13 protein-coding genes and 1 pseudogene are annotated in these 19,987 nt (G+C 37.4%); 1 reads left to right on the top strand and 13 read right to left on the bottom strand.

The annotated features are described in order from the left end of the window. Positions 1-311 precede the first annotated feature (311 nt). The 13 genes from RRY75_RS11725 to RRY75_RS11665 form a co-directional block, all read right to left on the bottom strand. A complete protein-coding gene (locus tag RRY75_RS11725; RefSeq protein ID WP_332716870.1) occupies positions 312-3,440 on the bottom strand; it encodes an alpha-mannosidase in 3,129 nt (1,042 codons plus the stop codon). A 21-nt stretch (positions 3,441-3,461) separates the two neighbouring features. Next, the gene (locus RRY75_RS11720) at positions 3,462-4,451 is read right to left on the bottom strand and encodes a glycoside hydrolase family 130 protein (RefSeq protein ID WP_332493412.1); all 990 of its coding nucleotides are present in this window, start codon (positions 4,449-4,451) and stop codon (positions 3,462-3,464) included. A 30-nt stretch (positions 4,452-4,481) separates the two neighbouring features. Then, on the bottom strand, positions 4,482-5,498 hold the full coding sequence (locus RRY75_RS11715; RefSeq protein ID WP_332527295.1) for a LacI family DNA-binding transcriptional regulator: 1,017 nt from the start codon (positions 5,496-5,498) through the stop codon (positions 4,482-4,484). Between the two features lie 91 nt (positions 5,499-5,589). Next, a complete protein-coding gene (locus RRY75_RS11710; protein WP_332493410.1) occupies positions 5,590-8,142 on the bottom strand; it encodes a transglutaminase domain-containing protein in 2,553 nt (850 codons plus the stop codon). A gap of 10 nt (positions 8,143-8,152) precedes the next feature. Continuing rightward, positions 8,153-9,184 carry a carbohydrate-binding family 9-like protein gene (locus RRY75_RS11705; protein ID WP_332493409.1) on the bottom strand — a complete coding sequence of 344 codons (1,032 nt, stop codon included), beginning with the start codon at positions 9,182-9,184 and terminating at the stop codon, positions 8,153-8,155. Positions 9,185-9,330: 146 nt separating this feature from the next. Further along, positions 9,331-10,620 carry an alpha-L-fucosidase gene (locus RRY75_RS11700; protein ID WP_332493408.1) on the bottom strand — a complete coding sequence of 430 codons (1,290 nt, stop codon included), beginning with the start codon at positions 10,618-10,620 and terminating at the stop codon, positions 9,331-9,333. A 14-nt stretch (positions 10,621-10,634) separates the two neighbouring features. Further along, positions 10,635-12,053 carry a leucyl aminopeptidase gene (locus RRY75_RS11695; protein WP_332493407.1) on the bottom strand — a complete coding sequence of 473 codons (1,419 nt, stop codon included), beginning with the start codon at positions 12,051-12,053 and terminating at the stop codon, positions 10,635-10,637. A 34-nt stretch (positions 12,054-12,087) separates the two neighbouring features. Beyond that, a complete protein-coding gene (locus tag RRY75_RS11690) occupies positions 12,088-13,107 on the bottom strand; it encodes a glycoside hydrolase family 18 protein (protein ID WP_332493406.1) in 1,020 nt (339 codons plus the stop codon). A gap of 133 nt (positions 13,108-13,240) precedes the next feature. After that, a complete protein-coding gene (locus RRY75_RS11685; RefSeq protein ID WP_332493405.1) occupies positions 13,241-14,089 on the bottom strand; it encodes a YitT family protein in 849 nt (282 codons plus the stop codon). A gap of 68 nt (positions 14,090-14,157) precedes the next feature. Further along, complete coding sequence (locus RRY75_RS11680) at positions 14,158-15,723, bottom strand: extracellular solute-binding protein (protein ID WP_332493404.1); 1,566 nt, start codon at positions 15,721-15,723, stop codon at positions 14,158-14,160. A gap of 96 nt (positions 15,724-15,819) precedes the next feature. Next, on the bottom strand, positions 15,820-16,734 hold the full coding sequence (locus RRY75_RS11675; protein WP_332493403.1) for a carbohydrate ABC transporter permease: 915 nt from the start codon (positions 16,732-16,734) through the stop codon (positions 15,820-15,822). Between the two features lie 17 nt (positions 16,735-16,751). Then, positions 16,752-17,705 (bottom strand): ABC transporter permease, encoded by a 954-nt coding sequence (locus RRY75_RS11670; RefSeq protein ID WP_332493402.1) that lies wholly within the window; start codon positions 17,703-17,705, stop codon positions 16,752-16,754. 501 nt (positions 17,706-18,206) lie between these two features. Beyond that, positions 18,207-19,307 carry a YkvI family membrane protein gene (locus RRY75_RS11665; RefSeq protein WP_332493401.1) on the bottom strand — a complete coding sequence of 367 codons (1,101 nt, stop codon included), beginning with the start codon at positions 19,305-19,307 and terminating at the stop codon, positions 18,207-18,209. Positions 19,308-19,471: 164 nt separating this feature from the next. On the opposite strand from RRY75_RS11665, the pseudogene RRY75_RS11660 reads away from it, so the two are divergent. Beyond that, positions 19,472-19,987, top strand: a pseudogene (locus RRY75_RS11660) (hypothetical protein); the annotation flags it as partial.

Below are 19,987 nucleotides of genomic sequence, written 5' to 3'. Positions count from 1 at the left end.
CTAATTGAGAGATTGCATTTTACTATGTAAGTGCTCATCCCTTGTACCCCTTTCGCAAGCCTAAACTAACCTGAAGGCTCCATAGACTTACCAATAATACTCTATTCACTGTATCAATTATCAAGCATCTCTTCTGCTTCTTCTATTTTAGACGCTAGCTCATCCATACCTTCTGCCAATTCTTCTAAGCGATCCCTCCTAGCATTTTAATCTTTCGCACTAATTATATTATACACATTTTGATGTCATTATAAATAAAATTCAAATTAAAAAAAAGGACTCACCAAACGGTGAGTCCTTCTCTATACATTCTATAATTCAATTAATACAGTCTTAATCTCATAAGCTCCAAACTCTAGTTCAATAGCCTCATTTGTATGTTTGTCGCCTTCTGGACGTTCCATAAGGTCTGACTCTTGCCATGACACAACTGGTCTATCAAGTGTGAGTGTCACACGTTGTTTTCCACCTGTGTATTCATGAGCACGTACTACAAGGTACTTGCCATCTTCTGAGCGTTTGATCGCATCCACTTCAATGAAGTCGTTGTCAAGGTTTAGGAAGCTATAGTTTGCTTGTTTCGCTGCACCTTCTACCACTTGAAGTGGATTGTTAAGGAAGTAAGCACGTTTTTCTGTCTCTGCATCTACCCAGCTATTTGCATGTGGAAGAAGTGAGTAAGTAAATTCGTGTTCACCTTGGTCTTGTTCTGTATCTGGGTGTGTTGCTGACTTAAGAAGTGTCAATCTAATCACATTGTCTTTAATGTCATGACCGTATTTGCAGTCATTCATTAAGCTGACACCGTAGTTACGTTCTGATAAGTCCACCCATTTGTGTGCAACCGTTTCGAATCTTGCCCAATCCCAACTTGTGTTCCAGTGTGTTGGACGTTGTACGTTTCCGTACTGTACATCGTAAGTTGCATAAGTTGAACGGATATCTACAGGGAATGCAACCTTCATAAGTTGTTTGCGTTCTCTAAAGTCTACCCATGTCTTAAAGTCGATACGTTTGTCGTCTTTGTAGAAGATCATATCTTGTTTGATGGTTGTATTCATGTATTTCCACTCAAGACGAATGACCATTTTAAGTGGGCCTACTTCTGTCATTTCCATACGTGTAAGGTCTGATACTTCACGCATCTTTTCTTGGTAGTAGATATCGATATCCCAAGCTTCATGAGCAAGTGGTTTATCTTCAAACATTTGAATCACGTTGGCACGTTCACCTTTTGCAAGGACCTCACGATTTACTGTTTTATCTACTAAAGAAGTCATATGACCCGCTGCATCCATCATCACTTTATAGAATGGTGTCTCTATACAGTTATCAGTAAAACTAAAGACTTCTGTCATTTTTTCCATGGAATTTAATTCTTTTTCCACAAGGGTTATAGTTTTCCATCCAAGAGATGGTACGTTATCCACATAAACCACAGAACCGTTGTGTACTTTTTGAGATTCAAGCACATTTCCTGCTTCATCTTCAAAATGACCTTCCACAGTGTGTGCAATGAAGGCTTCATCGCTACGTTCCCAGTTTGTGCTGTTGACGATTGTCCATTTTTGTGCTGCTTTTTCCACTAAGTGGTTCAGTGCACTTGTTTCTACTTCTTTAGCAATTTGTTCTGCTTTGTCGTAGTTAACATGGCTATCTTCGTAGACTTCACGAATAGATGAACCTGGAATAATGTCATGGAACTGATGTGTTAAGATAATTTTCCAACCTTCAGTTAAAGTATCTTGTGGTGCATGGGCAACATTGCCTTTTTCAAGTGCTTCAAGTACACTTAACCATTCTACCTTACGATAGTAGTTTTCTAAGAATCTGTTCATTTTCTTGTTATAAGCTTGGCTTGTATAAGTACCACGGTGGTACTCTAAGTACAGCTCACCATCCCAAGTATGAACGTATTGATCAGTCGTTGCTACTTTTTCTTGAAGGCCTTTGAAGTAGTCAGAAGCCTTACCTGTTTCAAGTGTTGGTAAGCCTGGCATTTTATCCACGCGTCTACGGTACTCTAACATGTCACGGTTAACCCCACCGCCACCATCACCGTAACCATATGAAATAAGCATTTCATCTGTAAGCTCTTTGTTACGGTATGCATCGTAAACACCTTTTACGATTTTTGGACTTAAGTGACCGTTGTAAGTGTAGAACCATGAACCTGGCTCACTCCAAGGTTCTGGTGCTGTGATGAAGTGAGTAAGCACTTCACTACCATCCATCCCACGCCATTTGAATGTATCATGTGGCATACGGTTGTATTGATTCCAACTAATTTTAGTTGTCATAAACATTGGGATACCAGATTTTTTAAGAATTTGTGGAAGTGCCCAAGAGTAACCAAATACGTCTGGAAGCCATAAGTATTTAATTTCTTGACCAAGCTCTTCTCTGAAGAACTTGCCACCTACTAAGATTTGACGTGTAAGGGATTCACCAGATGTTAAGTTACAGTCTGCTTCTACCCACATACCGCCATCTGCTTCCCACTTACCTTCTTCAACTTTTGCTTTAATTTGTGCAAACATCTCTGGATGGTCTTCTTTGATGTATTCATAAAGCTGTGGTTGTGTTTGAAGGAAAGTATACTCTGGGTATTGTTCCATAAGTCTGAGTACTGTAGAGAAAGAACGTGCACATTTCTCTCTTGTATTTTTAAGTTTCCATAGCCATGCAACGTCAATGTGTGTATGCCCTACACATTTTACTTTTACAAGACTTTGTTTATCTATCCCTGCAATGAGTTCATTTAAAAGGTCATCTGCTGCATGTGCAGAGGCATAGAAGTCTTCACTTCCTGGATATGCCCAGTCAATAAGCTTATATGCACGGTCAAGTGCCATACGAATTTGTGGAACAACAGGATCAAACTCATTGAGTACTTTGATTGTTTCTAAGATGACGCGTGTCATGTAGAAAAGGTCATCTACTTTTTCATCGAGCCATGCAAGGTCTGCACGATTAATACGGTGCTCTTGAGGTGTTGGTACACCACCGCCTTCAAGTCCTGACCATAATCTAAAAGTAAATCCTACTTCTGTTCCTGCTACATCGCCGCTTAAGAAAGCTTCTTTGTGGTTAGAGTCTACCCCTTGGTATGGTTTCCCGTTCATGTAAAGAAGAGATTCAAACCCTGAGTTATTCCCTCCACCAGTGTTACCAAAGTCAAAGATTCCTAGGATTTTTTTGCCTTCCCATTCTTTAGGAACACTGATTGTTTTGTGTAACCATAAATAACGATCGCGACCACTCCATCTTTCCCCTACTTCCATAAAATCCCAACAAGCATAGCTTGTTGGGACTTCAGGATTTGAGATACCCGAAGTATCTTCTTGTGCCAGTAAGGATTCAAATGGAATAATGCCTCTGTAACGATAACTTGCAAGTTCATAAAGTCTAGCTTCTAACTTTCTGTCTGTAAGAAACATTATTTCTTCCTCCTGCTACTCTTATAGTGAGTTATTTTTGATGTATTCTACTAATTCGTCAACTTGTGCGAATGCAAGACCTGTTACAGTATCTGCACATCCGTAGTAAATTGCGATTCTTCCTGTTTCAGCATCTGTAAGTGCTGCACATGGGAATGCTACGTTTGGAACGTCACCAACACATTCGTATAACTCTTGTGGTGAAAGAAGGTATTCTTTAGTTCTGTATTTAACAACCCATGGTTGGTCGATATCAAGGATAGCTGCACCAAAGCTGTATACGAAACCATTACAGCTGTTAAGAACACCGTGGTAGATCATGAGCCAGCCTTCTGTAGTTTCGATAGGGATTGGGCCTGCACCGATTTTTGTTGATTGCCATGCAGAATCATCACCTTTAACAGTTGACATGACATGTCTGTGTTTACCCCAGAATTCCATATCTGGTGTTTGGCTGTAGAAGATATCTCCGAATGGAGTATGTCCTGTATCAGATGGTCTACTTACCATTCCGTAAAGACCGTTGATTTTTCTTGGGAACATAACACCATTTCTGTTGTATGGTAAGAAAGCATTTTCTAATTGGTGGAAAGTTTTGAAGTCGAATGTGTAAGCCACACCGATTGTTGGTCCATGGTATCCATTACACCATGTGATGTAGTATCTGTCTTCGATGAAACATACACGTGGGTCATAACGGTATTCTCTGTTTAAGATCTCTTGATCTTCACCTTCGAATGTGATTGGTGTATGGTTGATGTTCCAGTTGATACCATCTTCACTAAAACCTGCAAAGATATCCATGCTTCTTGATTTGCTATCACATCTGAATACACCAGCAAATTTACCTTCAAATGGTACTACTGCACTGTTGAAGATACTGTTTGATGATGGAATTGCATTTCTTTTAATAACTGGGTTGTTTGAATATCTCCAAACAACGTCGTTGCAACCTTCTGGTTTGTTTTGCCATGGAATATTTGGTAAAGCTTGTCCAATAATTTTAGTCATGATCTTTCTCCTTTAAATAGGTTATATATGTTAATTAATGTTGCTCACTGATTGGCGGTATACCGTATCCCCTGTCACAAAAACGCGACTTGGCTTATCTCGGTCACCATTTTGTATCTTGTCGATAATAAGATTGGTTGCTTTCTCAGTCATCACTTCTACATTGACTGCTACTGTAGTCAATTTGGGTGCTGAGACTTCTGCATAGATATCATTGTCAAATCCTACAACGGATACGTCTTCTGGCACTCGGTATCCTTTAGACAGAAGATGTTGTACAAACTTATACGCTGTGTCATCACAGTTACATATAAAGGCTGTTGGCATCTCTTTGGGAAGTAAGAATTCAATTTCTTCATTGAATTCATCTCTATCTGGGATAATACATTCCTGCTTAATAGGTAGTCCTGACCCCATAAGAGATCTACAATAGCCTAAGAAGCGATCTTGAATACTACTTGTAGCATTGATATTACCTACAAACCCAATGGATTTGTGTCCACACTTTTTCAAGTAATTTGTAATCTCAAAGGTACTATAATAGTTGTCCGTTACAATACAATCTACGTTTACATCTGCATTATAGCAATCTAAAAAGAGTAATGAAATCTTTAAGTCTTTAATCAAGCTTATATGCTGTTTTTTGACATCTCCAAGGACAATCACGCCCCCGACATTACTGTCATTAAACCACTTATTCAGCTCTTGTGCACTTGGTGCCTTTTCTCCTAGTGGAAATAAGTTACACATAAACCCTCGTTGTGTGAGACTTGATGCAAGCTTCTGATAAAAGCGTAGATAAAAAGTTGTATACTCCTTTGCATCTACATACTTTTCTTGTACCATAATGACTACATTTTTAGCATTGACAGTCACTTGATCTGCACCTGGAAGCTTATAGCCTAGTTCACCTGCTACTGCCTTAATGCGTTGCCTTAATTCTTCACTTACCCCGTCTTGATCCTTTAAAGCTTTAGAAACTGTAACCTTGCTGATTTCTAGTTGGTCAGCAATAAATTGCATTGTCACTTCTTTTTTTCTTCTCATATGCATCCCCCCCCATTAAACATGAGTCTCTATCCTATTATCTAATTGTACACCCTCATTCGTCAAGCTTTTGTTAGGTATTTTTTTATTTTTAAGCTAAATATTTAAGTAACAATTCTCCAATACCTACATTATAGCCTGCCCAAGCATATTGTGCCTTCATTGGGGCGTTCATATCATAAGCTAATGGTAGCTTTTTATCATGAATTTCAAAGGCTTCATATAAGCCATCAAGTACAACTTCATCTTTTCTAACATAAAGTTCAATATGAGGAAGGACTTTAAGGACTTTGCTTAAAGTTGGGTCATTAATGTCTTTTGCATCTTTTAAGATAAATAAAATATGAGGCATTGCTGCTTTATACTTTTCTACACCTTCAAGCATTTCGTTAAGTAAATGCTCTGTAGGCTCGCCACTTACTTCTAAGTAAGCTACAATAGCAGGCTTTCCATCTTCTACAAGACTAGATACAAGTCTTGTTTCACCTTCTAGTGTCATGACTTCTTCATCTGTAATGTCCACTACTTTTTTTGTATCTTCCTCGTGACGTACATCAATAGTAAGTGATGATTCTCCCCCGAGTTGTACATCTACATAATGCATACGCGCATGAAGTGTACCATCTGCTTGTCTATTGGTTGTCAAGATACGGTAGTGTCCAACTTCTAAACTTAAAGTAACACTTTCACCCTCAATACTTAAGTGATTGTACTCAAGTGATGTATAAACACCCTCTGTAAGTTTAGCAATTGTAAAGTTTCTATAGTAATCGAAAGCTTGTTCTTGGTTTGCTTTAACAAGTTTGAGCGTACCTGTTTGAACAGGAGCTGCTACTTCACCCGTTAAATTTACCCACTCGCCTTCTTTGTAGTAAGCTACTGTGTTTGTAACTGAAACGTATTTTGCAGGTACACCAAGTGTTCTACAAATCGCTACGAAAAGAACTTTGCGAGATGCATCGCTCCCTACTTGAAGGTCAAATAGACCTACTGGACGTGTGTAAACAAGTGAGTAGTTTGTTTCTACACCGTGTTTTACATTAGCCATTACGTAGTTATACGCTTCTTCTGGGTTTGTCTTAAAGCTTGCTTGTTGTCCATTGTCAAGACGTGCTAAAAGCTCTGGTCTATACCCTTCAATCATTTCTGATGCTACTCTTGGTGCAAGCACGTAGTTTACAAAGATGTCTTCTTGGAAGTCCTCTTTAAACGCTACTGCACCTTCAAGGTGTGAAAGAAGAATGTCACAAGTAATATCTGTAAAATCTTTCTTTCTAAGTGTGCCCAGAAGTTGTACCTTCTGTGCAAGTAAATCTGATGTTTTTGCATCTTGGAAGAAGTTCATCATCTCTTGGTAGTTCCCTAAAGATTTCTCTAAAGCTTCTGCCACTTCTTTTTCAAATGGTGCATAAGTTGTGGCAAATGCAACCGCTTTGTCTCCTGTATAGAATGTTTCTTTGAAAGCACCACGAATAGCTAATGCACGTGCATGTTTTGCTTCATGTAATGCTTTAACTTCTGCACTAAGCTCTTCTTCTACAGGTACTTTACCTTCTGCAGGTACCATTGTTAAGTCAATTGGTCCTACTTCATTTTCAAAAGCATCTGGAATCACTACTTCTAATGTATCCATTGTTCTTACATCCATCTTAGCGTAAGCATGTACGCCGTCTTTGTAAGCACAAATCATAAGATCTCCAAGACCTGTAATGAAGCTTACTTCACCTTGTGCATTTGTCATAAGGTCTGCTAGTGGGTAAAGTTCTGAGTAGTTGATAAGTTCAAAACGTACTTTAGCATCAGTTAAAGCTTGACCTTGTTCATCTACTACTTTAACGGTGATAGATTTAACTTCTGCATAGTGGTCAAGTACATTGACTTCAGAGATTGCCTCTGTTTGGTATACGCATGGCTCATCTTCTACAAAAGTAGAGAAAGCACGTGTATGAATAAGCATCCCTTTTGAAGCTGGAAGTAAGAACCAACCTGTGTCCATTCTCATTTCTGGCTCACATGCACCGATAAAGTGCCATTCGCCATCAATCCAAGCCTCTGTCCAAGCATGGTTGTCATCACAATGCGCCCATCTTGGTGCATATACTTGTCTTGCTGGAATCCCAATAGAACGAAGTGCTGCTGTACAAAGTGTAGACTCTTCTCCACATCTACCATATGTATTACGAAGGACAGTAAATGGAGAAGCTGTACGGATATCTGTTGACTGGTAAGTTGCTTTTTCGAAGCACCAGTAGTTTGTCTCAATGGTTGCATCATGCATGTTCATTTCTTTTACGCGTGGTAAAAGCTCAGTTGCAAAAGCATCTTTGTAGAACTCTACATTTTCATTGTTCATACGGTATTGAAGGACGTAATTAAGGAAAAGTTCTCCTGTAATCTTCTCACCCCAAGGTACCATTTTTCTAACAGCTAAAGCTTGCTTAACAAATTGAAGGAAAAGTTCCCCATCATAACTTGCAAGGTCATGCTCTGGCATATAAGCATAAAGGTATTTTAAGCAAATCGCTTCTTCTTCTGTACAAGTATTAAGTACACTAAAAAGGGCTGCGGCTCTACCTTTTGCCATCTCTTTAACCACTTCAAAACGTTGTTCTATAGCTTGTTGGTGTTGTAAGGATACTAGCATGTGGACCTCCTTATTTCACGTCTTGTATCATTGTACGGCTGTCTGAGAAAATAACGATTTCTCTCTTGCCATCATTTGATAAAGTGCGCATTTCGAATCCATTTTTTGTAACTTCAATCTCTGGAGTGATTGTAAATTCCCATTCCCCTTTAAGCGCTTCAAAGTCAGTTGTAAAGTGACCGTGTAAGTCAAAGTGTGCATGTTGTTGGTAGTAAAGTCTTCTAAGTTCCCATTTTGCATATTCATCTGCTGGAATTTCGTAGGTTTCATCCCCTTCAGCGAAGAATACAAAGCCCCATGTTTCTGGGTAGTGAATGTTAATAAGACCACTTGGTGCCCATACCCAGTTATCTTCTGGATAGCTTCCACCTGTTTCAGGATTGATTTGTTTTGTAAAGCCTGTTTCTGTTTCATCTACTCTCCAATGTACACGAGAGAAGTTCACTCTATAGTATTCTCCAGCTTGTGGATTACGGTTATAATTGTTTTGACCTTGGCGTAATACAGCAAATGGCATGACAACTTCTACCATCCAACGCTTGTTGTCGCCTTGAGGATTGTTTAAGTCACCATCAATATGAACAGCTGTTTGCATCCCTTGGATATCAAAAGCATTGATTGGTTTTCCACCATCACGGTATGGTTTTGTAAGCATTAAGTCCCATACTGTGTTTAATGCATTCATTTCAAACTCAAAGTAAGCATGAGTATCTGAATTGGCATCAATGAAAATTTCAAAATCGTTGTCTTGGAAGATAACACAATCACGCTCTGTAAGTGTAGCCCAGATTTCTGGTCCTTCAAGTATAGCACCGAAGTAAAGGTTGTCATTATCCCAAGTCATTTTTGCACGTGTTTTGAAACGTGGTGCTGGTCTTTTGTCCCCTTCAATGTCTACAAAGTAGTCTGTAAAAGGAATGTCTTCCCAGAATGGTTTTTCAATGTTTCCGTCTAATGTAAAAGGCTTGTTTGCCTTTTTGCACATATAAACTGGAGGATTAAATGCGATATCTGTTTTTGGAATTCTAAAGTTTACGCTCATTTCCTTCTCCTCATATCTCTTATAGGGTTTATTATTATTTATCAGAACTCATTTATGCACTTCCGAAACTTCCTTGAAAGGTTGCTTAGCGTTCTTGAGTGGAAGTTGAAGGAGTATCCACCTACCCCTACCCACTTCCACAAGTTTTAGTTATGAGTAACTACTGCCCCAGAACCACCATACATATCAATTTCATCTTCAAGCTCTACTTTAAGAACTGTGATATGCTCATGTGCATCTTCTGGAGTAATGTTAATCCATGTTGTACCTGGAATGTTGAACCAAGGCACACCACCGTGGATAACGTGGGTTAATTCTTTACCTGAGTGAAGAACACTTATACGTTTGATAGGTGTTGATAACCCTTTTAAGCATACGCTTTCTTGTGGTGTATCATGTACGAATAAGTAAAGTGTTTTCTTATCAGGTGAAAGTGTGCTACCACCAGCCCAGTAACGCGCCATAATACCGTCTTCTGTGCCGTAAACAGCTTCTTTATGTTCTTCAATCCATTTACCAAGACCAAGAAGTGTTTCCACTTGTCTTTCTGGAATTGTACCATCTTCCATTGGCCCGATATCAAGAAGCATGTTACCACCCATGCTAATACAGTCAACAAACATACGAAGAATTTGTTTAAGTGATTTATAATCATTATCTTTGTGTTGGTAACCCCAAGATGAGTTAATCGTTGTACAGAATTCCCAAGCGCCTTCTGGACGAGTGATTGGAATACCTTGTTCTGGAGTTTTGTAATCTCCATGACCTGCTAAACGAGAGTTGATAATGATATCTTCGTTGAAGCTTTGAAGGTATTGTTTGAATTTTGGAAGACCCCATTGGTCTGCACTTCTTTCCCAGTCACCATCGAACCAAAGAAGGTCAATTTTACCATAGTTAGTAAGAAGCTCACCTAATTGGTTGTTGTTGAACTCTAAGAATCTGTTCCATTTTTCTTCATCTTGTACACCATCTGTTGGACTCGTGAATTTGTTCACTGTACTTAAATCTTCTGGCACTTTGCCACCTTCATATACGCTTGCATAATCTGGGTGTGACCAGTCAATAAGTGAGTAGTATACACCTGAACGGATACCACGTTTTTGAATTGCTTCATAAAACTCTTTTACGATATCTCTTTTTGCTGGTGTTTTTTTCACAACGTTTAAGTCACTATATTGTGTATCAAATAGTGCTACACCGTCATGATGTTTTGTTGTAAGTACTGCGTAGTTTGCACCTGATTTTTGAATGATGTCAGCCCAGTATTCAGCATCAAAGTTAGCTGCTGTGAAGCCATCTAATTGTTTCATGTACTCTTCATGAGAGATTCTACCATTGTAGAATGACCATGACTCTGCAATACCGTTTACTGCGTAAATTCCATAATGAATGAAAATCCCAAGTTTAGCATCTTTGAACCATTGTTGTTCCATTATTTTTTCCTCCGCTACTTTGTTATAAGTTCATATAGTGTTCTAATTGCTACGCCTGTACCGCCTCTATATTCATAGTCACGTACAGCCGGGTCAACGCAAGCTGTTGCTGCGATGTCTAAGTGAATCCAAGGAAGTTCTTGTACAAATTCTTGTAAGAACATAGCTGCTGTAATAGTACCACCACCTGCAGCACCTGTATTTTTAAGATCTGCTACATCACTATTAATCCATTCTCTATAACGTGCATCCGTTGGAAGTCTCCAGAATTTTTCTTCTGCATCTTCAGCCGCACTTAAGAATGTGTTATAGAAATCATCATGATTTGAGATAGCTGCTGTGTAGACGTTACCAAAAGTAACCCCAGCAACACCTGTTAATGTAGCTAAATCAATCACTTTACTTACTTTTTCTTTTTCAATAATATAAGTTAACGCATCTGCAAGCGCCAAGCGCCCTTCAGCATCTGTATTTAAAACTTGTACAGTTTTGCCTGCCATTGTCGTTACTACATCACCTACTTTGTAGCTGCAGCCTGAAACAACGTTTTCACAAGCTGGAATAACCCCAATAACATTTTTATGTATCTTATTTTGCCCAAGTGCTATCATCGTCCCAAGTACACTTGCTGCACCACTCATATCTGTTTTTTGGTAATACATAGAATCATTTGATTTTAAAGAGTACCCACCTGTATCACAAGTAAGTCCTTTACCAACTAGCCCCAATGTTTCTTGTTCACCGCCATTTTTGTGGCGCATAACAATAAGACGTGGCTTATGTACAGATCCATTCCCTACGGTAAGCATGGCATGCATACCAAGTGCATGAAGTGCTTCACCCTCAAGTACTTCTACCTCAAATCCATACTGCTTACCGCACGCTTGTACAATTTCAGCAAGTGTTTCAGGATATAATACATTTGAAGGTTCGTTTATGATGTTACGTGCAGTGTTGATCCCTGCTGCAATGTGTTTTCTTTCTTCTACACATCTATTGGCAACTTCAACGTCTGTCACTCCTGCAATAGAAAACTCTAGAGTGTTACATTCTTTTTTATCTGTTTTATACTTGTCAAACGCGTATAAACCTAGTTCTATAGCATCTACCATCGCTTCGATGATTTGTGCTTCAGACAAAATAGAAGACTTGCAAAGTTGAAGACTTGCACCTTCTAAGTTAAGCTCTTTTACTCTTTTTGCTGCTTTAGCAACAGCATTTCTTACAAGTTCTTGCGTTAAATCTTTTTCTTTGCCAAGACCTACAAAAACTTTATATTCAATAGATTGTTCGTTGCTTACTAAAACGTAAAGTTCCTTAGCTTTCCCTTCGAACATTCCCTTTAAGTATTTTAAGTTTTCTGGCAAGAAGTCCTCATAGAACATTTCAATTGTTACATTGGTTACTTTTGCTCCATTGATTGCAATATTCATAAACTCACCTTCTTATGTGTCTATATTTTAACGATTATAATTTTTCGATTTCTTGTCTCATATGTCCTGTTAAAGTACGTGTTTCATCTGTACCGTACTCCCAGTACATTGCTCCAAATAAACCTTGTTCATTCATATATTTCATTTTGTGTGCAATAGACTCTTCGTCATCGTAGCTGATAAATGTGTCACCATTGAAAAGGTAAGGTGCTTTACATACATCATCCCAATGTCTTACAAAGCCATTTTTATTGATGTAACCTTCTACAAGTTCACCATAGCTTGGTCCATATGTTCCAACTGTTTCAGCCATTTGAAGGTAGCCATTATCTACATCCGGAACACCTTTCCACATTCTGCTGTAGAACGCAATACCAATAACGATTTTATCTGCTGGTACGCCTGCTGCCATGAAGTCACGAACAGCTTCTTCAGTACTTGCCGCAAATAAATCTAAGTGTGGTGCATAAAGGTTAGTATGGTGACCTGTAAGTGTTTGGAATCCCCCACGAAGGTCGTAAGTCATAAGTTGAACATAGTCTAATTGCTCAATCACTTTGTCCATTTCTACACCTTTTAAGTAATAAGCGCCACCACCTGCTGCAATTGTAAGCATGTAGTTTGCATTTACTTTGTTAAGATCTTCACGAATTTGTTTGAGTAATAATGTGAAGTTTTGTTTGTCTTCTAAGCATCCGCCGATGCCTGCAACGGTGTAAGAAGGGTATTCCCAGTCAAGATCTAAACCATCTAAACCGTATTCAAGTACGATATCAATACCTGTTTTTGCAAATCTTTTTCTACCTTCTTCTGTGTAAGCAGCTTCTGAGAAACCACCTGCACCCCATCCACCAATTGATAAAACAAATTTAATCTCTGGATTAATTGTTTTAAGTCTTGCTAAATCCTCTTTAGCTGTTTCTGTTTTCCATACTACATCACCATCAATAACATGACCAAATGCAATGTTAATAATATCAAGGTTTTTTGCATCTGCTTCTGTAACCTGAGCTAAATCTTTTGTACCAACATATCCAATAAGCTTGTGTCTCATCTGTGCTGAATCTCCTCTGGTATAATTAACTAAAAACTTTACTTTAACTTACTTTTAACTTTTGTTAAGTTACTTAACTATATTTTAACATTTTACTGACTATTATTCAACTAATTTTTGTGCAATACTGACACTAAATCATACTTTTGAAACCATTTCCTATGACTTCACTAGCATCTGTAATGATCACAAACGCATTAGGATCAACGGTATGTATCATTTTTTTCACATGCACATATTCATTTTTTCCAATAGCACAAAAAATAACTTGTTTGTCACACTCTGAGTATCCACCTACTCCATTTAAGATCGTAAATCCTTTATGTGTTGTGTCACTAATGTAAGCTTTCACCTCTTCATTGTGATCTGAAATAATAACAACAAACTTATTCTTATTCAGTCCACAAACAATACTATCCATACACATACTTGATATGTAAATTGCAATAACTGCATAAAGTACTGATTCAATATTGTTGAAAACAAAGGCAGAAGCTGCTACTACTGTTAAGTTAAGTACAAAAATAAGCTTACCTACTTCAAATTGAGGATATTTCTTTTGCAAAATAACCCCCAGTATAGTGAGACCACCTGTTGTTGACTCTGTCATATGTACAAGTGCAAGACCTACTCCCATCAACGCTCCACCAAAGATACAAGCAAGTAGTGCATCCCCTGCATAAACTGGGAAAAGAGTCACCACATAGTCTGTAATAAATGAGAAAAGTGTAATAGAAAAAAGTGCATTATAGAAGAATTTCTTTGTTACGAAACGGTATGCCAAAATGAGTAAAGGAATATTGAATAAGAAAGTAAAGAGACCAATAGGAAAACCTGATACGTAATTGACTAAAATCCCAATTCCACTAGCTCCTCCTGGTGCAATATGTTGTGGTGCTGTAAAACTATGTATTCCTACCCCATATAATATAGATCCTATAACATTCAAAAACAAAAACTTTATAATCTTTTTAGCGTCCACGGCTTCATCTTCCTTTTCTTAGTAGAAAAGCTCCCTTCTTAATCGAAGAGAGCTTTTCTTTTGTAATATTATTGTTGTAAACTTCTTTCATAAGCTGTAGTGTAGATTTCCATGTATCTAGCTAAGCCCATTTTGTTAAGTTGCTCTACGTAAGCATCCCATTCAACATCAATATCAGCTTGGTTTGTTGTCCATTTTGCTTTTTTCTCAGAAGCAAAGTTTCTGATGTCTGTTGCCATAGCTGAAAGTTCTTTTGACTCTTCTGGTGTTAAGTTGAAAAGTGGAAGTGCATCAGCTAAGAATGGTTCGTACATAGCATATCTTTCTTGTTGTGCTAATTGATTTTCATTTTGCACTAAATAATCATTTAGGATTTCTTCTGATTCATATGTTGGAACGTATGAACCTGGAGCTTCAGATTTTACACCTGGCTCAAGTGAAATAACTTCAAATTTACCACCATCTCTTGCTTCAAGAGATTTACCAAATTTAAGGTTAAGTGTGTTTTCTGGTTCATAGAATGAATCAATAAGTCTCATAGTTGCTGCTGCATTTGTGTTTGTAGCAGCGATGATTGCACGGTTTTTATCAATACCATGTTCAAATTGTGACCATAATCTGTCACCATTTGGACCTTCAAGTGGTTCGATACAAATCCATTCTACGCTTGTTCCTTCTGCAGGACCATGTGTTAAGTAAGCACCAAGGTAGTCTGAATTTCTTTTAGCCATATATTGGTTATGATCTTGTGTAAAGATTTCAGCATCGATTAATTTGTTTGTGTAAAGGTCTCTAGTCCATTTAATGTACTCTTTGTATCCTTCTTCTGTTGGTACGAAAAGAAGTTTACCATCTTTAAGCATTAAGTTTGATCCACTGTCAGTTACACCAAATGCTCCACTTAAACCTGTATCACCATTCCATACATTGTAAGGTGGTGTTGGCTCATATGTGAAACCAATTTCATCTGGTTGACCATTGCCATTTGGATCTTGTGTTTTGAAGGCTTCAAGTACAGCTTTGAATTCATCTGTTGTTTTTGGTACAGCTAAACTAAGTTTATCTAACCAAGTTTTGTTAATGTATAATTTAGTTGGTACGTTACCATCTTTATTACCATTGATTGCAGGCACTGCATAGATGTGACCATCTGGCATTGTGATTGCTTGTTTTACGTCTGGTCTTGAATCAAGTAATGCTTGAATGTTTGGTGCATATTCTGCAATTAAATCTTCAAGTGGCATGAAAAGACCCATTTTTGCGTATTTGTTGATCATTGTATCACTAAGACCTGAGAAGAATACATCTGGTAAATTGTTTGATGCTAATGTAAGGTTTAACTTTTCTTCAGCACCATCACCACTTACTGTTTGGAAGTCCATTGTGATACCTGTTTTTTCTTCTAAAGCTTTAAATACTGGGTAATCTTCCCAATCTCCGCCACCTGGCTCACCAAATGCGAAAGCTGAAATTGTAATAGGTTCACTTACTAATGGATACCCTTCAGTATTAACAGTTACTGTAGATTGCTCTGTTGCAGCACCTGCATCTTGTTTACTTGAACATCCTACGAAGCTTGTCACTGCAATAGCAGTTGCTGTAGCTAAAGTAAGAACTTTTTTAAATTTTGTCATACTCAATTACCTCACTTTTCTACTTAAATATTCTAGCTAAAATTGTAGTCTACCTTGATGTCTTATGATAGGTACTCTCCCTAGAGAGCACCCGTATCAACCTTTAACTGAACCGATCATCATACCTTTAACAAAGTGTTTTTGTACGAATGGATAAATACAAAGTACTGGTAATGATGAAACGATGATAACACCGTACTTGATCATTTCAGAAAGTTTTCTTTGTGCTTCTACTGCATCAGCGTTTGCTAAGCTACCGCCTGCAACAGATTGTTGTTGGATAAGAATCTCTCTTAAGATAACTTGAAGAGGATACATATCTCTATCTGTTAAGTAGATTAATGCACTAAAGTATGAGTTCCAGTGACCTACAGCGTAGATAAGGAACATAACTGCAAGAATTGGTTTTGAAACTGGTAATACAATTTGGAAGAAATATTTTGAATACGTACAGCCATCTACGATAGATGCTTCGTATAATTCTTCTGGGATACTTTGAGAGAAGAATGATCTTGCTACGATAAGGTTGTATACCCCTACAGCACCTGGAAGTACAAGTGCCCACATTGTATTCATTAAACCTAAGTTGTTGATAAGTAAGTAACTTGGTACAAGACCACCACCAAAGAACATAGTGAATGTGAAAAGTGCCATGATAATGTTTTTACCAACTAATTCTTTTCTTGATAAAGCAAAAGCTGCTGGAATAGTAAGCAGTAAGTTAATAGCTGTACCTACTATTGTGTATTTAAGAGAGTTAGCATAACCTGTCCAAATCTCTTTGTATTCAAAGATACGTTGGTATCCTTCTGTACTGAATTCTACTGGCCAAAGCCAAACCTCACCTCTTGATACTGCATCAGGTGAACTAAATGATGCGATTACGATAAAGTAAAGTGGATAAAGTACAAGTAACAGAATCAGTGCTAAACCGATGTAGTTAATAACGTCAAATACCTTATCTGATTTTGCTTGTTTGTGGAAGCCTTCTCCAAATATTTTTTCTAACATTTACTTTTCCTCCTTTCTTACCACAATCCGTCTTGTCCAATTTTTTTAGAAACTTTATTAACTGATATTAATAAGATACAGTTAATAACTGAGTTGAATAAACCAACTGCTGTTGAGAAACCATATTCTGCATTGATAAGACCCATTTTATAAACGTATGTAGCAATGATTTCTGATTGCTCAGCGTTAAGTGGGTTTTGCATTAAGAATGCTTTTTCGAATCCCATACTCATAACAGAACCACAGTTAAGGATAAGTAATGTAACGATTGTTGGAAGAATTGTTGGAAGGTCAATGTGCCAAATTCTTTTAAGTTTTGTAGCACCGTCTACTGTCGCTGCTTCATGAAGCTCTGGACTAACACCTGATAATGCAGCTAAGTAAATAACAGCACTCCATCCCATACTTTGCCAGATACCTGACCAAACATACATATGTCTGAAGTATTTAACCTCACCCATGAATAATGTTGGCTCACCACCGAATAATTTGATTATTTCATTTACTAAACCACCATTTACTGAGAAGAAGATCCCAAGCATACCTACAAGTACTACGACTGAGATAAAGTGTGGTGCGTAAGTTACTGTTTGTACAAGTTTTTTGAACTTACTGTTCTTAACTTGGTTAAGTGCTAATGCTAAAATGATAGGAATAGGGAATCCTACTATTAAAGAATAAAGACTTAAAATTAATGTGTTACTGATAAGTTGTTTAAATTGGTATGAATTAAAGAAACGAATAAAGTGTTCGAATCCAACCCATGGACTACCTGTAATCCCCATAATAGGATTGTAATCTCTAAAGGCTAATTGTACACCGTACATTGGCACATAAGAGAAAATCAAAAGGCAAATTACTGCTGGTGCTACGAACGCATATAATTGCCAGCAAGCAAGCATGCTTTGTACTTTGCTCTTACGTTTTGGTGCAGCAAATGTTACAGCTGCATCTTTCGAAGTTTTTTTCATAGGTCTGCCCCCTCTTGTGATAGTTCTAGCTATTTTCTAACAGGATACTAAGTTTCATCTTATAAATCTCCTTACAAGACTTCTCAAAGTACTTAACAAAGCTTATAAAGTTTGTTTATAAATTTATTCCAAGTAAGTTTTTGTTAACTAAATTATAAATTATCAGCTTATCATTGTCAATCGACTTTTATACTAATTATACATTTTTATTTTTTAAAACTTATCTTTTTATCACCACTTTCACCATAATCTTATTTTTTCTTTGGTCAATAAGCCTTTTCTATGTTGCATTATGTTGTAAATTATTACTTCACAACATTTATTTTTTAGCTTACAACTTTATTTTTTAATATATTTTTTATTCATATAAATTATAACTGAAAATTGCAAAAAGTAACTTTTACTTTACTTTATCTTGTTATTTAAAAAGAAAAAAAAAGAAGATACACCTCCTTTTATAGAGGGTATCTTCTTCGAAACGCATTTTATAACACACCTATGCTATATCTTATGCCTACCTGCTACATTTTGCTTACATTTTTTAAATGAATTTATACTGACTTTTTCTTTCATATAAAAAAGAATGCAACACATTACAAAGGCCAAACTTAATACACCATATAACGGATAGAGAATATCTACTAATTTACTAAATCCTATAAAGGAAAATGGCGTTGCTATAGCCAGTATGATGACCACACCTTTTTTATAAGGAATACCCATCTTACTCTCTAGGGACCTCGTCAAACTATACACATTAGAAATTTGAGACGAAAACATTTCTAGCCAGATCACAATAAGCAAGGCTATTCTTAACACTTTTCCACCTTCCATAGCAACCGCTAAGATAGGAATTTCATAAAGCTGTGGGTAGGTGTGATTGACCATCATCAAAAATACAATAAAGAAACTTACTAAGGTTAATACCCAAGAACCTATCTTAATCCCTGCATTTAAGGCTTCTTTGTCCCTTAACTCATAGGCTAGAGGCACCAATATTCCTACTATAGATATAATGTTGAACCCAGCGTATACCAAACTTGAGGTTGGCCAATTTTTCTTCGCAATAGGAATAGCCTGCAAATAGTCTAAAGAAAATGTCTCAGGTCTTCTGAGTATAAAGCTAATAAATATAGCTGACATAACAATCACCAACAAAGGGACTGTTGCAATATTTACTTCAAATAATCCTTTTGTATTCTTAAGCAAGATCATAAGACTAAGTACGAGCATCAGTAAAAATCCAATCCACCTTGGCACACCAAAGTACTGATGAATGACTGCTGAACTCCCTGCCAATATAATGATGGTACTGCTTAGCAAGAATAATGTGAGGATGATATTCGTAAAACTTCCTATCCCTCTGGGACAAACTAAACTAATAAATTCATTGTATGATTTGACATTGTACTTCATTGTAATATCTATAATCATACGTCCTACCAATATGTATGAAAATGCACAAATAAAAAGACCTATAAAACCTTTATAGCCATATGTGGAAAAAAATTGACTTAATTCTCTTCCTGAAGATAATCCTGCGCCTACAATACTGCCCACAAAAATAGTTGCCAGTTGAATACTTAAAAACCTCTTCTTCATAGTTCCCTCCTCACTACAGCTCGTCACTACAGCTTGTCACTATATATATATTCTTTTTTTTCAAAAATATGTTTTTAATTTTAATTGTACAATGTCAAATTATGTCGGTGCTGCATAATATATGTATTGAAGTAACCCTTTTATTTTTCTTAAGGAGGAATAGTATGTCTTGTAATTGTAATTTAAATTGTTGTAATCCTTGTAACTGTTGCTGCAACTGTTCTACAGAAGCAGAAAGTAATTGTAAATCTTGTGAACCTAATAATAATATTCATATCCAAACCTGTGCGGGGTATGGTTATACCCGATCACGTTGTAACTGCGCTTGCCCACCAACCCCTCGCAAAAAAACGACTTATGAATCTCCAGACACCAACTGTGGCTGTGGCTGCGGATGTGGATGTGGATGCAATTGTGGCTGCAATTGTGGCTGCAATTGTGATTGTATGAATCCATGTGGTTGTGACGATCACAATCATAAACCTGGTATCCAACCTCGTCGTCGCCCTGCTCCTAATGATGATTGCAACACTGGTTGTGGTTGTAACGCCGGTTGTGGTTGTAACGCTGGTTGTGGTTGTGACTGCAATTGTGGTTGTGACTGCAATTGTGATTGTATGAATCCATGTGGTTGTGACGATCACAATCACAAACCTGGTATCCAACCTCGTCGTCGCCCT

The organism is Niameybacter sp. (genome assembly GCF_036655075.1).
Taxonomy (GTDB): Bacteria; Bacillota; Clostridia; order Lachnospirales; family Cellulosilyticaceae; genus Holtiella.
The sequence above is the reverse complement of the archived record's forward strand: the minus strand, read 5'-3'. Positions and strand labels throughout refer to the sequence as shown.